Annotated in this window: 16 protein-coding genes; 10 read left to right on the top strand and 6 right to left on the bottom strand. The window is 54.7% G+C overall.

Annotated features, from left to right (window positions below):
- The first annotated feature begins 21 nt into the window (after positions 1–21).
- Positions 22–1,035: an adenosine kinase gene (locus DXY38_RS09950; RefSeq protein WP_115071521.1), complete on the top strand. Its 1,014-nt coding sequence runs from the start codon at positions 22–24 to the stop codon at positions 1,033–1,035.
- On the opposite strand, the gene cutA is transcribed toward DXY38_RS09950, so the two are convergent.
- Together cutA and cobK are read right to left on the bottom strand one after the other, a co-directional pair.
- A complete protein-coding gene (gene cutA / locus DXY38_RS09945; protein WP_115071520.1) occupies positions 1,019–1,351 on the bottom strand; it encodes a divalent-cation tolerance protein CutA in 333 nt (110 codons plus the stop codon). The two genes, DXY38_RS09950 and cutA, sit on opposite strands and share 17 nt — an antisense overlap.
- Positions 1,335–2,129, bottom strand: coding sequence for a precorrin-6A reductase (gene cobK / locus DXY38_RS09940; RefSeq protein WP_115071623.1), 795 nt, complete (start codon positions 2,127–2,129; stop codon positions 1,335–1,337). Before cobK ends, cutA begins: the two co-directional genes overlap by 17 nt.
- A gap of 29 nt (positions 2,130–2,158) precedes the next feature.
- Between cobK and DXY38_RS09935 the strand changes: the two genes are divergently transcribed.
- Complete coding sequence (locus DXY38_RS09935) at positions 2,159–2,644, top strand: single-stranded DNA-binding protein (protein WP_115071519.1); 486 nt, start codon at positions 2,159–2,161, stop codon at positions 2,642–2,644.
- A gap of 21 nt (positions 2,645–2,665) precedes the next feature.
- Here DXY38_RS09935 and DXY38_RS09930 read toward each other — a convergent pair whose 3' ends face one another.
- The gene (locus DXY38_RS09930) at positions 2,666–2,860 is read right to left on the bottom strand and encodes a hypothetical protein (RefSeq protein ID WP_115071518.1); all 195 of its coding nucleotides are present in this window, start codon (positions 2,858–2,860) and stop codon (positions 2,666–2,668) included.
- Between the two features lie 67 nt (positions 2,861–2,927).
- Between DXY38_RS09930 and DXY38_RS09925 the strand changes: the two genes are divergently transcribed.
- Genes DXY38_RS09925 through DXY38_RS09915 form a run of 3 tightly spaced genes read left to right on the top strand, consistent with a single transcriptional unit; the run spans position 2,928 to position 5,458 of the window.
- A complete protein-coding gene (locus DXY38_RS09925; protein ID WP_115071622.1) occupies positions 2,928–3,494 on the top strand; it encodes a DUF2854 domain-containing protein in 567 nt (188 codons plus the stop codon).
- A gap of 11 nt (positions 3,495–3,505) precedes the next feature.
- Entirely contained in the window at positions 3,506–4,363 is an 858-nt protein-coding gene (argB, locus tag DXY38_RS09920) for an acetylglutamate kinase (RefSeq protein WP_115071517.1), read from the top strand.
- A gap of 3 nt (positions 4,364–4,366) precedes the next feature.
- Positions 4,367–5,458, top strand: a complete 1,092-nt coding sequence (locus DXY38_RS09915) for a DUF3153 domain-containing protein (RefSeq protein ID WP_115071516.1) — start codon at positions 4,367–4,369, stop codon at positions 5,456–5,458.
- Between the two features lie 2 nt (positions 5,459–5,460).
- On the opposite strand, the gene priA is transcribed toward DXY38_RS09915, so the two are convergent.
- Positions 5,461–7,740, bottom strand: a complete 2,280-nt coding sequence (gene priA, locus DXY38_RS09910) for a primosomal protein N' (RefSeq protein ID WP_115071515.1) — start codon at positions 7,738–7,740, stop codon at positions 5,461–5,463.
- 319 nt (positions 7,741–8,059) lie between these two features.
- Between priA and rpoD the strand changes: the two genes are divergently transcribed.
- From rpoD to DXY38_RS09895, 3 genes are all read left to right on the top strand, one after another.
- On the top strand, positions 8,060–9,391 hold the full coding sequence (gene rpoD, locus DXY38_RS09905; protein WP_006853412.1) for an RNA polymerase sigma factor RpoD: 1,332 nt from the start codon (positions 8,060–8,062) through the stop codon (positions 9,389–9,391).
- Positions 9,392–9,587: 196 nt separating this feature from the next.
- Positions 9,588–10,427 (top strand): hypothetical protein, encoded by an 840-nt coding sequence (locus tag DXY38_RS09900; protein ID WP_115071514.1) that lies wholly within the window; start codon positions 9,588–9,590, stop codon positions 10,425–10,427.
- A gap of 251 nt (positions 10,428–10,678) precedes the next feature.
- Complete coding sequence (locus tag DXY38_RS09895; RefSeq protein ID WP_115071513.1) at positions 10,679–11,032, top strand: hypothetical protein; 354 nt, start codon at positions 10,679–10,681, stop codon at positions 11,030–11,032.
- Between the two features lie 106 nt (positions 11,033–11,138).
- Here the strand turns inward: DXY38_RS09895 and DXY38_RS09890 are convergent, their stop codons facing one another.
- Entirely contained in the window at positions 11,139–11,594 is a 456-nt protein-coding gene (locus DXY38_RS09890; RefSeq protein ID WP_115071512.1) for a DUF6561 domain-containing protein, read from the bottom strand.
- A gap of 137 nt (positions 11,595–11,731) precedes the next feature.
- On the opposite strand from DXY38_RS09890, the gene hemC reads away from it, so the two are divergent.
- Positions 11,732–12,682, top strand: a complete 951-nt coding sequence (gene hemC / locus DXY38_RS09885; protein ID WP_115071511.1) for a hydroxymethylbilane synthase — start codon at positions 11,732–11,734, stop codon at positions 12,680–12,682.
- Positions 12,683–12,691: 9 nt separating this feature from the next.
- Here the strand turns inward: hemC and DXY38_RS09880 are convergent, their stop codons facing one another.
- Positions 12,692–13,234: a L,D-transpeptidase gene (locus DXY38_RS09880; protein WP_115071621.1), complete on the bottom strand. Its 543-nt coding sequence runs from the start codon at positions 13,232–13,234 to the stop codon at positions 12,692–12,694.
- A gap of 128 nt (positions 13,235–13,362) precedes the next feature.
- Between DXY38_RS09880 and DXY38_RS09875 the strand changes: the two genes are divergently transcribed.
- Positions 13,363–14,340 (top strand): hypothetical protein, encoded by a 978-nt coding sequence (locus DXY38_RS09875; protein ID WP_115071510.1) that lies wholly within the window; start codon positions 13,363–13,365, stop codon positions 14,338–14,340.
- Positions 14,341–14,395 lie beyond the last annotated feature (55 nt).

The raw sequence follows: 14,395 nt of genomic DNA, 5'->3' as shown, positions 1-14,395 counted from the left end.
GCTGTACTACCGACAGCAGAGATGTCCTCCACTCCCCGGTTCAGCACCGCCAGTTCTCTCGACGTCGTAGGCATCGGTAACGCCATCGTCGACGTCTTGGTTCAAACCGAGGACCAATTTCTGAGCGATCACAACCTCAGCAAGGGCAGCATGGCCCTTGTTGACGAGGACCAAGCCAAAAGCCTCTACGAAGCAAGCGGTCCAGGTCTCGAAACCTCTGGAGGTTCAGCCGCCAACACCCTGGCCGGTCTCGCTCAACTCGGGAGCAAGTCCGGGTTCATTGGTCGTGTTCGTGACGACCAACTAGGAACCATCTTTATCCACGACATCCGCTCTGTGGGCACCCGTTTTGAGACACCGGCTGCCGTGAGCGGTGCTAGTACGGCCCGTTGCCTCATCTTGGTCACCTCGGATGCCGAGCGCACCATGTGCACCTACCTCGGTGCCTCAACCCAACTGGATCCTGATGATCTCGATCTCTCCATGGTTCGCGACACCAAGGTTCTCTATCTCGAGGGCTACCTCTGGGATAGCCCTGAGGCCAAAAAGGCTTTCATCACAGCGGCTGAAGCCTGCCGAGAAAGCGGCGGACAAGTCGCCCTCTCCCTCTCCGATGGTTTCTGCGTTGACCGTCACCGTGAAAGCTTTCTCGAGCTTGTCGATGGACATGTCGATGTGCTCTTTGCCAATGAGGATGAGATCAAATCGTTGTACGGAGCCACAGACTTCGAGAGCGCGCTTGAACAAGTGAAAGGTCGATGCAGCGTGGCCGTGCTGACCCGCAGTGTTCAAGGGTCTGTGGTGCTCTGCGGGGATCAACGCTGGGACATCCCCTCCTACAAGCTCGGCGATCTCGTCGACACCACAGGAGCGGGCGATCTCTATGCGGGTGGCTTCCTGCATGGGTACACCCATGACCTTCCCCTTGATGTCTGCGGCAAAATGGGATCAATCTGTGCCGGACATGTGGTGACCCAATTGGGGCCTCGCTCCAAGGTTTCCTTGCCTGATCTGATCGCTAAGCATCTGGATTGATCGACGCCGCGGCCCAAGCGCCGTAGGCGTGCGATGGCTGAGCCTGCCAATGCAGGATCTCAGGGGTGTCGTAGCTGTGAAGGGCCTCGATGGCCTCCAGCAGCGCGTTCAAACCGGGTGCCGTGGTCTTGATCAGAAGCTGCACTTCATTGGCATGTTCAACCCGCCCTTCCCAGCGGTAGCAAGACTGAATGGCCTGGAAGCTCACGCAAGCTGCTAGCTCACGGCTGATCAGCTGCTCAACGAGTGCAGAGGCTTTCTGAGCATCAGCCTCCGTGGTTAAAACCAACCACAAAGCCTCAGGACGTGGTGCCATTCAGATGCGTGAGAAGCTCGCCCACGCTATGCACAACAACAACTTCAGCAATCGGTAGAGGTCGGCGCAGGAGCCACAACCCCAGCCCCATCTCGATCGAAAGGCTCGCCCAGAGCGCCTCCGTCGCCCCCCCCGACTGCCTGCAGACCACGTCTGTGATCGCCCAGCGCCTGCAAAGCGCTGCTTCCAGGGCCCCTGGCTCGGGACCCTGCAGGGGTCGCACCACGGCCAGATGATCCGATGGAACGCGCGCTGCTGCCGCCTGAATCAGCGACATCGGCGAAGGAAGGACGCGAGCAAACACGGTGGCTCCTGCTTCACGCGCGACCCTCGCTGCTTCAACCAATTGGCGGGCACCGAGGGCCAAAAGAAGGCGTCGCCCCGCTAACGACTGATCGGCAAGGTCCACCATGGAGCTGAGCACAAAAGCCTTCCCCGAGGCCTCCATCCGCCGTTCGAACCGCACCAACCTCTGGCCCCAGCTTTTGCAAGCCTGGTTCAACTGGTCGCTAATCCTCAGCGCAAACGGGTGAGTGGCATCCACAACCCAATCCACAGGAATCGTCTGCAGCCATTGAGAAATCCCCTCTGAACCCCCGAGCGCACCCACGTGGATCCCTTCCAGCGGCATCCCCTGATAGGGCTGCGCAGCAGAGTCACTGACGACGCTGACATGGACATGCCAGCCTTGCGAGATCAGAACCGCCGCCAACCGCGGGCCATCACCCGTCCCTGCCAGCAACCAGACAGTCCCCTGGCGATTCTCCGGTCGGTGCATCAGGATGGCGCTCACCGTCACAGCTGAGAATGAACCACTGCGTGCTCGAGGTGGATGTCCTTCAAGCTCCCACCCTGCGATACACCCAAGACAACCAAACGCCCATTGCTGAGATGGACGTTTCTTTTGATGCCCTCAGACCTGATGATCCCAAGGGGCAGTTGAAGGTGGTGGGATGGGGAAATCTTGCCCAGGACCTTCAAAATCGCGTGCAGGTAGGGCAGCGTCTCCTGATTGAGGGCCGACTGCGAATGAACACGGTTCCTCGTCAAGACGGCACCAAAGAGAAAAGAGCTGAGTTCACCCTCTCGCGACTCCATTCAGTGGGAGGAGCGGTCTCGAGTCAAGACCAGCCCCCAGTGGCTGCGCGCACGGCGCCAGCTCGCCCCGTACCAGCGCAAACAACGCCCCAGTCCTCGCAAGCACCTAGCAAGCCAGCGGCGGATGGGCAGGACTCAGCAGCTCAGTGGAACACCTCTCCCCTGGTTCCCGAGACCGACGACATTCCTTTTTAACGCCAGCAAGCACCTGAGTTTTCACTGGCTTTTGTCAGAAAATTGTTCTGAAGCGCGCAACAGCAGCTGCCCCAGCTCTCGCTCCAGGGCCGCTAAATCCAGTCTTAATTCGGGCCAGCGACCACGATCAATTTGTTCGAGCAGCCAAGCGCGATCCGTCTCTAGCTGAGCGATCAGCTCACGGGTTTCTACAGGCTGCTCGGACGGGGTGTTCATGATTCTTGGACTCCTGCACCCATCCTGCAGCCCTCTTGGTCACAATGGCTTCAATGCACGGGCCCCCATGAACGAGCTCATTTCGCCCGGAAGTCTGATCACCATCGCTGGCGGTGTCCTCACCGTGGTTGGTGCTTTGGCCTACGGAGCTGGCAATGCCAATCTCAGCCTGCCCACCATCTTTTACGGAATCCCCATCTTTCTCGGGGGGCTCGCGCTCAAATCCTCTGAGCTTCCCCCAGCACGCCGGGTGACACCCAAACCACAATTTCGCGCAGAACGCGAGGCGGCGTCTCCGGAACTGGTCAAGCTGCTGAATGACGTCACGCGCTGGCGCTATGGGCAGAAAGCACATCTCGAGAGCTCTCTTGAAGCACTGAAACTGTGGGATGAGGACAAGCCTTCTCAGCTACTGGAAGTCGAAGAGATCTGCGGTGATGCTGGATATGGGCTAAGGATGCGCTTTGCTTGCGAAGCCGTGGGTCTCGAGCGTTGGCAAGAACGCCGCGAGCGCCTGGGACGCTTTTTTGCCAAAGGGCTTGAAGCGCAAATCATCTCGCTGGAAAACGATCAGCTGGATTTAACCCTGCTTCCCAAGAGTGAGGCCACGACAGGCGAGCATGGAGAGCCCTGAGCACCTGCAGCATGGATGATTCCCTCCGGGTCTCCGTCCTGAGCGAGGCCCTTCCATATATCCAACGATTTGCTGGACGGAGAATCGTTGTCAAGTACGGCGGCGCGGCCATGGTCCACGCAGAGCTACGCGATGCGGTGTTTCGCGACATCGCCCTGCTGGCAAGTGTGGGAGTGCAACCCGTGGTGGTGCATGGCGGAGGCCCAGAGATCAACACCTGGCTCAAGCGGCTCGATATTCCCTCCGAGTTTCGCGACGGATTGCGGGTCACCGATGCCGACACGATGGACGTGGTGGAGATGGTGCTTGTCGGCCGTGTGAACAAACAGATCGTCAATGGACTCAACCGACTGGGAGCTAGCGCTGTAGGCCTCAGCGGTAGTGACGGCCGACTGGTGGAGGCACGTCCCTGGGGGGATGGAAATCATGGCTTGGTCGGCGATGTAGCACGGGTCAATCCCGATGTGTTGGAACCACTTCTGGCGCGGGGATACGTTCCGGTGATTTCAAGCGTGGCTGCCAACCTGGAAGGGGAATCTCACAACATCAATGCCGACACGGTTGCTGGTGAGCTTGCCGCTGCACTGGAAGCGGAGAAATTGATTTTGCTGACGGACACCCAAGGAATCCTTCGTGATCGCGACAATCCCGACTCCTTGATCCGACAACTGAGGCTGTCCGAGGCACGGCAATTGATTCACGAGGGCGTTGTGGCCGGTGGGATGACCCCCAAAACCGAATGTTGCATCCGTGCCCTAGCTCAAGGGGTAGCGGCAGCGCACATCGTGGATGGTCGTGTCCCCCATGCCCTTCTCCTTGAAGTCTTCACCGATGCCGGCATCGGAACGATGGTTCTCGGCCGCGGTTAATCGATGACCAATGCCCTGGCAGCCGCAGAAGCCGCTCTGGAGCGTGGCGATTACGGCCAATGCATCGCCCTGTTGGAGCCCCTCGCAGAAGCCAACCCGATCAGCGACAGTCGAGGAGCTGAGATCCGCATGCTGATGGTCACAGCTTGGATGGGAAAGGGGGATGAAAACAAGGCGCTGAGCACCTGCCGACTGCTCACCCGTTGCAAGGATCCAGATCTGCGAATCAGGGCGCGGCAATTGCTGGATGTGCTGGAAGCGCCAAGCCTGGCAAGACCTGCGAATTGGTCGATGCAATTGCCAACCTTGGAGATGGACCCGCGTGTTGGCAAACGATCCAAGTTGTTCAATCGCCGCAAACTGCCGCCGCCGCCGCCATCCCCTCCCACCGGTCCAACCCGTGCGCCAGCAGGCTTTGCATTGCTGGTGATCGCCGTGCTGGTGGGGCTCACGCTCTTGTTGAGCGGCTGCGTACGCATCACTGCAGACCTCAGCCTCCCAGGACCAGACAGGGTGGAGATGGCTTGGACGATCGATAGCCGCAGTGGCCTCAACCTTCCATGGCAAGACGCGTTCAGTCGTGAGCTGAGGGTGATGAATCTGCCGTGGAAGATTCGCAACGCAGGCCATGGTCACCTGGAGGTGAAGGCACCGACTCAAACCAGTGAAGACGCCGCTGCACTCCTCAGCCAAACCGTGGAAGCAGCAGGACGCACGGCAGGCCTTTCATTGCCACCACCCACCCTCCAGCTGACAGAGCGCAACTGGCTGGTGGGGCTTAAGCAGGAGCTACTTTTGGAACTCGATCTAAGCGCTCTTGAGAGCCTCAATGAGCTGCAAATCGCAATACGCCTTGGGGAGCAAGCGAGCTTGCGCAGCTTGCAAAGCAGCCCTGCCGTGGCAAGCAAAAATGCCAAGGGCGAGCTCATCTGGCCCCTCAGGATTGGCGTTCAGAATCGTTTGCAATGGAGTCAGTGGCGTTGGAGCCGGCTCGGATTGGGCGGTCTCGCGATCTTGGCGCTGCTCGTGTTGACGGCCAGCCTGCAACGGCTCCGATTGCTGATGGGTTTCGGCTACCCGGAATTACCGTCTTGAGTTCAGAGCTGCAGCGGGTCTGGATCAACAGCCAGGGCCACCCCACTGGGCAAGCCATCCCATAGGGAGCTGCCGGATGGCAAAGGCAAGGCAGAAGCTTGGGGCCCATGCAACAACAACTGCCAGCGGCTGCGACCAGCAACCCGTGCCACCGGAGCTGGAGCTGGACCGATGAGCTGCCAACCAGAGTCCTTGCAACCGGGTCGAAGCTGTTCCGCCAACACGGCAGCTGCCGTCGCCGTTGCGGATGCAGATGTCCCAGACAATCGCAACACGCAAGCCCTGGCAAAGGGCACCAATCCAGCATCGCGTCGCTCCACGGCTTCCTCCTCCAGAAAACGCTCATAACGCCCATCCACTAGATGCAAAATCACCGGATGATCGGGGCTGTAGGTCTGAACGAGCACTTGCCCTGGACGCTCACCACGACCAGCCCTGCCAGCCAGTTGCAACAACAACTGAAGCGCCTGCTCCCCAGCGCGAAGATCGGGACGATGCAACAGGCCATCAGCCGCCAACACGGCCGCAAGCGTGACGCGCGGCAGGTCCATCCCTTTTGCCAACATTTGAGTCCCCACCAACACATCCGCTTCGCCAGCGGCAAATTGATCCAACAACCGCCGATGGCCGTCGCGTCCCCCGGTGGTGTCCCGGTCAAAGCGCAGCAATCGCAGTCCTTCCAACTCAGACTCCAGCTGTTCCAAAACCCTTTGAGTCCCAGCGCCAAAGGGCTTAAAAGCCGTAGAACCACAGTGTCCGCAGCTCGTCGTCACCGGAGCTCGATGATCACACCAGTGGCAACGCAGCCACTGTTGAGCGGTACTTTTCCCATGAACGGTTAGCGCCACATCGCAGTGGGGACACTGCATCACCTCCCCACAGCTTCGGCAGCTCAAAAACGTGCTGTATCCACGACGCGGTACCAAGACAACCGCCTGTTCCCCTTGTTCAGGAAGTTTCGACAAGCGATCCATGAGCGCCCTGCTGATTAAGCGGCGATGGCCATCGGCCAGCTCATGGCGCATGTCAATGATCTGCACCGGCGGCAAAGGCTGATCAGAGATGCGCTGTTGAAGCCGCGCTAAAGCCAGCGGACCGTCTGGAGCAAGCTGAATCCAGGTCTCAAGAGAGGGGGTGGCGCTACCCAGCAACACACGCCCTCCCTCCCGTTGCACTCTCGCCATCGCCAGGTCACGGGCGTGATAGCAGGGCATCGGGGATTCCTGCTTATAAGAGCTGTCATGCTCCTCGTCCAACACGATCAAACCCAGGGGGCTGAGCGGCAGAAAGATGGCTGAACGGGTGCCAACGATGACGAGCGGCCCCTCTGCTTCCAGACTGTTGCGCCAGGTGCGTACCCGTTCCCGTTCCGTGCAACCGCTGTGATATTCGAGCACGCGCGAACCAAATCGACGTCGACAGCGATCGACCAGCTGGGGGATCAGACCAATTTCTGGTGTTAGCACCAACACATGCCGCCCTGCGGCCAACTCATCGGCAGCCAGCTGGAGATAGACCTCGGTCTTCCCTGAGCCGGTGATCCCCCAAAGCAGCACACCCCCACCTTCCGGCTGATTTTTAAGGGTTTCGATCGCAATCGTCTGCTCGTCGGTAAGGGTTCTCGGCACTTCCATCTCCGAAACAACTCCCAGCGACGGCGGACTTGGTTGGGCATCCGTAGCGAGACGCAACTCACGAACCAGCCGTTCCCGGCGCACCAGGGCTTGCACGATTCCTGATTGAAAGCCTGCCGCTACCAGGTCTCGCTGCCACGCTCCTCCCCCCAACTCCTGCAACTTGGCCACCAAGCAGGCCTGCCGCGCCGGCAAATCAGCATCCAAACCAGCGTTGCTATCAGGCAACGACACCCACCACAGCCTGCGTTCCTTCACGCTGGCGACAACGCGCTGACCAAGCCAGCCGGGAGGAAGCGCTGCTTTCAGCATTCGAAACGGGCTGGTGTGGCAACGCTGCGCCATCTCCTCAAGCCACGATCTCCATGACTGTCCAACAGCAGCCTGTTGAAGGAGAGCCTCGACCGGCTGGAGCGCACGCTTTTCATCCACAGACGGCCTGCGGCAGGCCGTGACCAAACCCTGCATGCGACGACCACGAAGAGACACCTGAACCAGGTCCCCTAAACGGACATTCAGCTGCTTGCCATCGCTGTAGGTGAAGGTGCGACCATCCCGCCCAGCCTCGAGCCAAACATCAACCACCACTGAAACTGGCGGCGGACGGACGGGATTTTTTGAAAAATCGGTTATTGGGGTTGCGTTCATGACACGTTTTTTTTAAAATAAAACTGTTGGACAGCTCTATAGCTGTTGTTGGAACCAGCAGAGTTCCTTCCAAAGGGAAGATCCGAAGTTCGAGCCATGGGATTCCATGAAGCCGACCGGTCTGAGAATGCCCTTGACAGTTCTGCATCGGACCACTCCAGCTCTCTCAACTTTGCTTAACGCTCCGCGTTTTTCTTTGCGCACCGTTTCTATGACGGGAAGGTGACGCCACAAAAGCAACGGCCTCCATCAGGCTGGTTGCCCTGACTGTTGATGACATTCGCCTCCTGTCCCGCTCTCTCCCTCGTTACTGACCGCCATGAGTCCTGCCGCGACCAAATTGGCACAGGCCAAAGCAAAACCAGCGCCTTCGATCGTGATGCTGGCCGATGAAAAAGGTCAGCCAAAGCTGGTGAAGGCCAAAGCAAAGCCTGCCTCGAAAGCCAAAACCGCCACAAAAGCCAGCACGAAAACAAAAGCAAGCAAAACCAGCACAAAAGCCAAAACCAGCAAGGCCAGCAGCAAAGCAAAAGCCACCGCTCCTGCCGCCAACCTGGACACATCAGCTGATCAATTGCTGGCTGCGGCGGCGACAACCGCAACCGCGGTGAAAGCCACTGAAACGGCAGCTGCAAAGGCCAAAGATGCCAAAGCAGAAGCGAAAGCCAAGGTCTTGGCGAGCATCAAAGTTGGGCCTAAAGGCGTCTACACCGAAGACTCCATTCGGGTTTACCTGCAGGAAATCGGACGCATTCGCCTCCTGCGTCCGGACGAAGAGATTGAATTGGCTCGCAAAATTGCGGACCTGCTGCATCTCGAGGAACTAGCTGCGCAATTTGAGAGCGATAACGGCAAACTTCCTGACACCAAGGAATGGGCAGCACTGGTTGAGATGCCAGTGATCCGTTTCCGCAGACGGCTGATGCTCGGCCGACGCGCCAAAGAAAAAATGGTGCAATCGAACTTGCGCCTGGTGGTGTCGATCGCCAAGAAATACATGAACCGAGGCCTGAGCTTTCAGGACCTCATTCAGGAAGGCAGCCTCGGTCTCATTCGTGCTGCAGAGAAATTCGATCATGAAAAGGGGTACAAGTTCTCGACCTATGCCACCTGGTGGATCCGTCAGGCGATCACCCGTGCCATTGCCGATCAGTCGCGAACCATCCGACTACCCGTTCACCTTTACGAGACCATTTCAAGGATCAAGAAAACCACCAAGGTTCTCAGCCAGGAATTTGGTCGCAAGCCAACAGAGGAAGAAATCGCTGAATCGATGGAAATGACCATCGAAAAATTGCGATTTATCGCCAAGAGTGCACAGCTCCCAATCTCCCTCGAAACCCCCATCGGCAAAGAAGAGGATTCACGACTGGGCGACTTCATCGAAGCCGACATCGAGAATCCAGAGCAAGATGTTGCCAAAAACCTTCTTCGAGAAGACCTTGAAGGAGTTCTTGCAACGCTTAGCCCCCGTGAGCGTGATGTCCTGCGCCTTCGCTATGGACTTGACGATGGACGCATGAAAACATTGGAAGAGATTGGACAAATCTTTGATGTAACCCGCGAGCGGATTCGTCAGATTGAAGCCAAAGCTCTAAGAAAATTGCGCCATCCCAACAGGAATGGGGTCTTGAAAGAATATATCAAATAGCAACCCAAGCTTATATTGATCCACTAGTAGCTCCCTTCCAACAGCCTGGGTTTCTATTAGTGGAGTACCTAACTGGCGGCTAGATAAAAATTATTCATATTGCAAATATAGTTTCTATCTTTTCCATTCGAGGACTAACTCGTCAGAGCTTAGTCTAATATTAAAGAGAATTTGATTTATTAGCTTTTTCTCAGAGATGACTAGCGAATCATGGCTGCCATTACGCAATGGCCTACACGGCACAACAGCATGGTATAGAAATATTCAAAACCCACTATCCAACATAAAAGAAGTTGAGATCATCACAGCAAGGCGACTTAGGAGAGGATGCAAGCCCCTAATCGGACGATACTACGAACCACTTAATATTTCAAAGCTGATATTCCAAATAACAAGTCCAAAAAATATCTTTCTACCTGAAGTAAAAACATCACTTGCATTTTTATTAGGATCAATTCTTTTCAGCATTGGTGGCGCTCTCGATTTGAGCAACATTCACGGGGCGACCTATTTATTCGTTATCGGATCGACCGCCTTCTTGCTAGGAGCATACTGGCAAATTGATCAGATGATCAAAACCCATCGACTACACTTAAGCGGGAAAATAGACTATCTATCGTGCAGCTTTATAGCAGTATTAAGCTCAAAAATAGGGACACTTGCATACAATCTCAATAGCTATTCTTCATATCTTCATCCAAAAGCAATCAACTGGGCATGGCTTATGTCCGAAACAATTCCGTACACCGCAGGAAGCTTTCTGTTCGTCATCGCTGGATATTTTCATATCGTAGAAATTGGACATGGACGAGGAATATTAACAGCACAAATTCAGAGTTTAGAGTGGTGGATTGCAATTACTTTTGCACTCGGCTCATTATTTTTTCTCATCTCAGCCATTCTGGGCTTCCCAGGCGACATCCAAACAGCTACTGCCGTGCATCAAAATGCTTCGGATATTTTCTGCATCATCGGAGGGTTAACCCTTTCCATTCATTCGATTTTAAGCCTCGCAGAGTGCAGTGAAGCCAACTGAAAGCAAGCAATACAAATACTCCATATCAACAAGATCTTTCAACAAACCAAGTAGATCCCATTATGTTGAACTCAAGGCATGTTGAGCCTCCATGCATCACGGCATCTACCCCTGAGACAAACCCCAAATACATGACTAGATAGAAAAAATGATTTTTTACTCACAACATCATCTTTGACCAACCAATTGTCCCTAACCATCAACCATCCCATACATCATAAAAAGCTATTTACTGAAAGCCTATCAAACAAATGAACACAAACAGAAGTACATCAAGCGACTTTCTTCAGGCCCTTGACTCACTCAAAAAAGCAAGACTTGTCACTCGAGCATTCATGATGCACGAACATCAATACAATGCCCTGTCCGAAGACGAACAAGAAAGCTTGTTCAATAGCATCACGCCCTTTTTTAATACAATTTTCGAGATCGAAGACAGAATTTTGGCCTGGTATCGCGAATTTCATCCAGATCTCACAGACGATGACGACCTAATTGAGTCAATCGAAAAGGAACTCGACTACGAAACGCTTCTTTCCGAAAAAGGGAAATTAGACCTAGAAAAACTTTTTAAAGAGGATTCGGATATTGGCAACCATAACTGAGAAAGCAACAAGCCATTCGAGCTTGAACACTAAAGCTTGAAATTCAAAATTAAAATTCCAGGGCTTGAGATTCAACGCTCGTCAATCAACGATTATGAATATCAGCTTATGCCTCATCCTCAATGCATTCGGTGAACTCTTGAAAAGCCCGTTTCAATCGTTCCACAGGAGTTTCTGAAGGCGGACACTCTTGGGATGTGTTGCGTGCATAGACCTGAAGAAGCCGAGGATCAGGATCAAGAATGGAGGCCACGGCGGCTTTATAAACCACAACATTTTTTTGTGACGTCAGGCCCTCTAGATAAGGCTGCAATTGCCAAGGCTGATCAGAGCTGGTTTGAATCACACTGAGTGGACGTATCAATTGGTATGCCCGTTCACCATCTGGATCGGTTGTGTTCCTCAGCCGCGCCATCAAGACACCGCCGCTGCTTAACAGGATCAATTTGATTGTGCCCTCATTCAAAAGCGGCAAAAAAGGGAGGACCTCCTTGCCCGACGTTGCCTGATCCAGAGCAGGCAGACCGTCCTTACGAACTCCGTTAACCACAGGCCCTGGCATGGCAATCGCTCATCTGTGTTGAATCGTAAAGCTGAGCGCCCTGACAAGGCGACTGAGAGGCATGCCAATTTTCATAGACATGCACGTGACAGCGGGGGGCACGTCTGCGTAATCTTGCGGACTGAAGTCTCTCAAACATGGCTCTCGAGCATCTGCGCATCGCCTCACGCCGCAGCCAGCTGGCCATGGTTCAGACCAATTGGGTCAAAGCAGAACTTGAAAAAGCCCACCCCGGTCTCGCCATTTCTGTTGAGGCCATGGCAACCCAGGGAGACAAAATCCTCGACGTTGCCCTAGCGAAGATCGGAGATAAAGGCTTATTCACCAAAGAGCTGGAAGCTCAAATGCTGGTGGGCCGTGCCGAGATCGCTGTTCACTCCCTCAAAGACCTCCCTACAAATCTTCCTGAAGGGCTGATGCTGGGTTGCATCACCGAACGGGAAGACCCCGCCGATGCCTTAGTGGTGAACAGCAAAAATGCTGAGTACACACTGGAGACACTCCCAGAGGGTTCGGTTGTTGGAACGAGCTCGTTACGCCGCCTAGCCCAGCTGCGCTATCACTACCCCCATCTTCAGTTCAAAGACGTTCGCGGGAACGTTATTACCCGTCTTGAGAAACTCGACTCAGGCAATTACGACTGTTTGATCTTGGCCGCCGCTGGACTCAGCCGACTCGGCTTCGGCGATCGAATTCACCAAAGCATCCCCGGAAACATCTCTCTCCATGCGGTGGGGCAAGGAGCTTTAGGGATTGAATGCGTCTGCGATCGTCCCGAAGTGATGGAGCTGATTCAAGTGCTAAACCATGCACCAACCGCAGCTCGCTGCTTAGCGGAACGAGCCTTCCTGAGGGTGCTTGAGGGCGGTTGCCAAGTGCCCATCGGCGTAAACACCCAAATTGAAGGTGACACCATCCAGCTCACGGGGATGGTGGCCAGCCTCGATGGCAAGCGGCTGATCCGTGACGAGCAGGCTGGCCCCATCGCCGACCCTGAAGCGGTGGGACGAGACCTCGCCCATAAGCTCAAAGATCAAGGAGCTGGCGAGATCCTTCAAGAGATCTTTGAACAGGAGCGGAGCCAGTGATCGCTGGTTTCAACGCTTAATTTCCACTGCCATTCCCACTTCCACGTGGTCATACAGCTGCTGAACATGCGCGTTCAACATGCGCACACAGCCGTTGGATACGGCCGCTCTGGTTTTGACCCAATGGGGCCAGGGAGTGCCATGAATACCAAATTGATTGGGTCCACTGCGCAGGAAGCCAATCCAACGATGGCCCAATGGGCTATTAGGTCCAGGCTTGGTATGCAGCTTCCCTGACTTGGTGCTCTGGTACTGAGGATTCATCATCATGTTTTCGACCTTGAACACCCCAGAGGGTGTTGGGGTCTTGGGATCACCGATCGCCACGGGCCATGGGCCATGGGTCTGCCCCTGGCGCACAACACTGATTTGCCTGCGGCCCAGATCCAACACAACGCGCCCCTCCACTGGCGAGCGAACAGCCATTGACACTTGGGTGGGCTGGAATTGGTTGGGCTGGGATCGTGACAGCGCTGGAGCCGCCACGAGAAGAGAGGAGGCGAGCAACGCCACCGGGAGGCCAGGGACACAAGCGGTGCATTTGAGACTCATGAGCAGACAACCAAGACTCACTGGACTCAACGTATGCACTGTGCGAAAAAAAAACCGCACACTGCGAGCCGTGAAACCTTAAGGATTTAAGAAATGTGCTAGCCAGACTCCAGAGCTTCCAAGCCGAAATGAAGCACCAACTGTCCTGGTCTGAAGGAGACGCAAAGCTGTTCTTGCAAGCCATGCAGGAAGTGGGCTCCATGGGAGGCGTTGCAGATCTTGAGCCCATCACCCTGGAAATGATCGAATCCATTCAGAACTTTGTTCTGAAGTCGTCCATCGATCTGAACCACCTCGATGGCATTAAGCCAGCTGCTCTATCAGAGAAGATGGCCGATAAAAGCAAACGCGAACAACTCCTTCAGATCCTGATTCTTCTGCCTTATGTAAACATGAAGGTCGACCCACGGATGGTGGCGATTGTGGATGATTTTGCCGAACATCTAGAGATTCACCCCCAAACAATCAAAGACCTACATCGCGTTCGAGACAATCACTTAAAGCGACTTCTAATTGATTACGGCCGCAGGAGCTTAGGCGAATTTCTGGGGCTCGACTCAGCGCCGAAAGTGATCAAAGGTGTTATCACAATGTTTCACCAAGCCATCGGCGATCGGGCTGTTTCTGAACGGTATCAACAATTAGAGACTTATCCGGAAGGCAGCCTTGGGCACACAGTTTTCCATTGGTACCGGGATAGGAATTGGGCACTACCGGGGGAGAAAAAAAGCACATCTGAATTCCTCTTAAATCACGATTGCTGCCACATTCTTGGAGGATTCAATACAGATGTACAGGGAGAAATGAATGTGGCAGCCTTTCAGGCTGGGCTCTTTGACGATGGTTTTGGCTTTGAATCACTTCTAGAAGTCATTCTCGACTTTCATTTAGGAAAAGCCTTCAGTACGGTTGGAGATATCATTCCATCCTCCACAGGAGCCTTCCATCCAAACGATGCAATGGAAGGCTATGAAAAGGGACTGGCTTGCAACACAAACCTCATTAGAGATTTTAATTTCTGGTCAGAAGCTGATCAATCCGTTTCCAAACTACGAGAGAAATTTAATATTCCAGCCTCATCTAGCCCTCTTTTAATTCAACCTTGATCACCAATTCACAATAAAAAAGCGGGGCATCACCCCGCTTTGACCTAATCATGCA

This window comes from Synechococcus sp. UW179B (assembly GCF_900474245.1).
Lineage (GTDB): Bacteria > Cyanobacteriota > Cyanobacteriia > PCC-6307 > Cyanobiaceae > Synechococcus_C.
The sequence above is the reverse complement of the archived record's forward strand: the minus strand, read 5'-3'. Positions and strand labels throughout refer to the sequence as shown.

Coding starts and splice junctions, on each gene's coding strand:
- priA (WP_115071515.1), bottom strand. CDS start 7,740: ATGAACGCAACCCCAATAACCGATTTTTCAAAAAATCCCGTCCGTCCG.
- DXY38_RS09875 (WP_115071510.1), top strand. CDS start 13,363: ATGAAGCACCAACTGTCCTGGTCTGAAGGAGACGCAAAGCTGTTCTTG.
- DXY38_RS09930 (WP_115071518.1), bottom strand. CDS start 2,860: ATGAACACCCCGTCCGAGCAGCCTGTAGAAACCCGTGAGCTGATCGCT.
- DXY38_RS09950 (WP_115071521.1), top strand. CDS start 22: ATGTCCTCCACTCCCCGGTTCAGCACCGCCAGTTCTCTCGACGTCGTA.
- rpoD (WP_006853412.1), top strand. CDS start 8,060: ATGAGTCCTGCCGCGACCAAATTGGCACAGGCCAAAGCAAAACCAGCG.
- cutA (WP_115071520.1), bottom strand. CDS start 1,351: ATGGCACCACGTCCTGAGGCTTTGTGGTTGGTTTTAACCACGGAGGCT.
- DXY38_RS09895 (WP_115071513.1), top strand. CDS start 10,679: ATGAACACAAACAGAAGTACATCAAGCGACTTTCTTCAGGCCCTTGAC.
- DXY38_RS09890 (WP_115071512.1), bottom strand. CDS start 11,594: ATGCCAGGGCCTGTGGTTAACGGAGTTCGTAAGGACGGTCTGCCTGCT.
- DXY38_RS09925 (WP_115071622.1), top strand. CDS start 2,928: ATGAACGAGCTCATTTCGCCCGGAAGTCTGATCACCATCGCTGGCGGT.
- hemC (WP_115071511.1), top strand. CDS start 11,732: ATGGCTCTCGAGCATCTGCGCATCGCCTCACGCCGCAGCCAGCTGGCC.
- cobK (WP_115071623.1), bottom strand. CDS start 2,129: ATGCACCGACCGGAGAATCGCCAGGGGACTGTCTGGTTGCTGGCAGGG.
- DXY38_RS09915 (WP_115071516.1), top strand. CDS start 4,367: ATGACCAATGCCCTGGCAGCCGCAGAAGCCGCTCTGGAGCGTGGCGAT.
- DXY38_RS09935 (WP_115071519.1), top strand. CDS start 2,159: ATGAACCACTGCGTGCTCGAGGTGGATGTCCTTCAAGCTCCCACCCTG.
- argB (WP_115071517.1), top strand. CDS start 3,506: ATGGATGATTCCCTCCGGGTCTCCGTCCTGAGCGAGGCCCTTCCATAT.
- DXY38_RS09880 (WP_115071621.1), bottom strand. CDS start 13,234: ATGAGTCTCAAATGCACCGCTTGTGTCCCTGGCCTCCCGGTGGCGTTG.
- DXY38_RS09900 (WP_115071514.1), top strand. CDS start 9,588: ATGACTAGCGAATCATGGCTGCCATTACGCAATGGCCTACACGGCACA.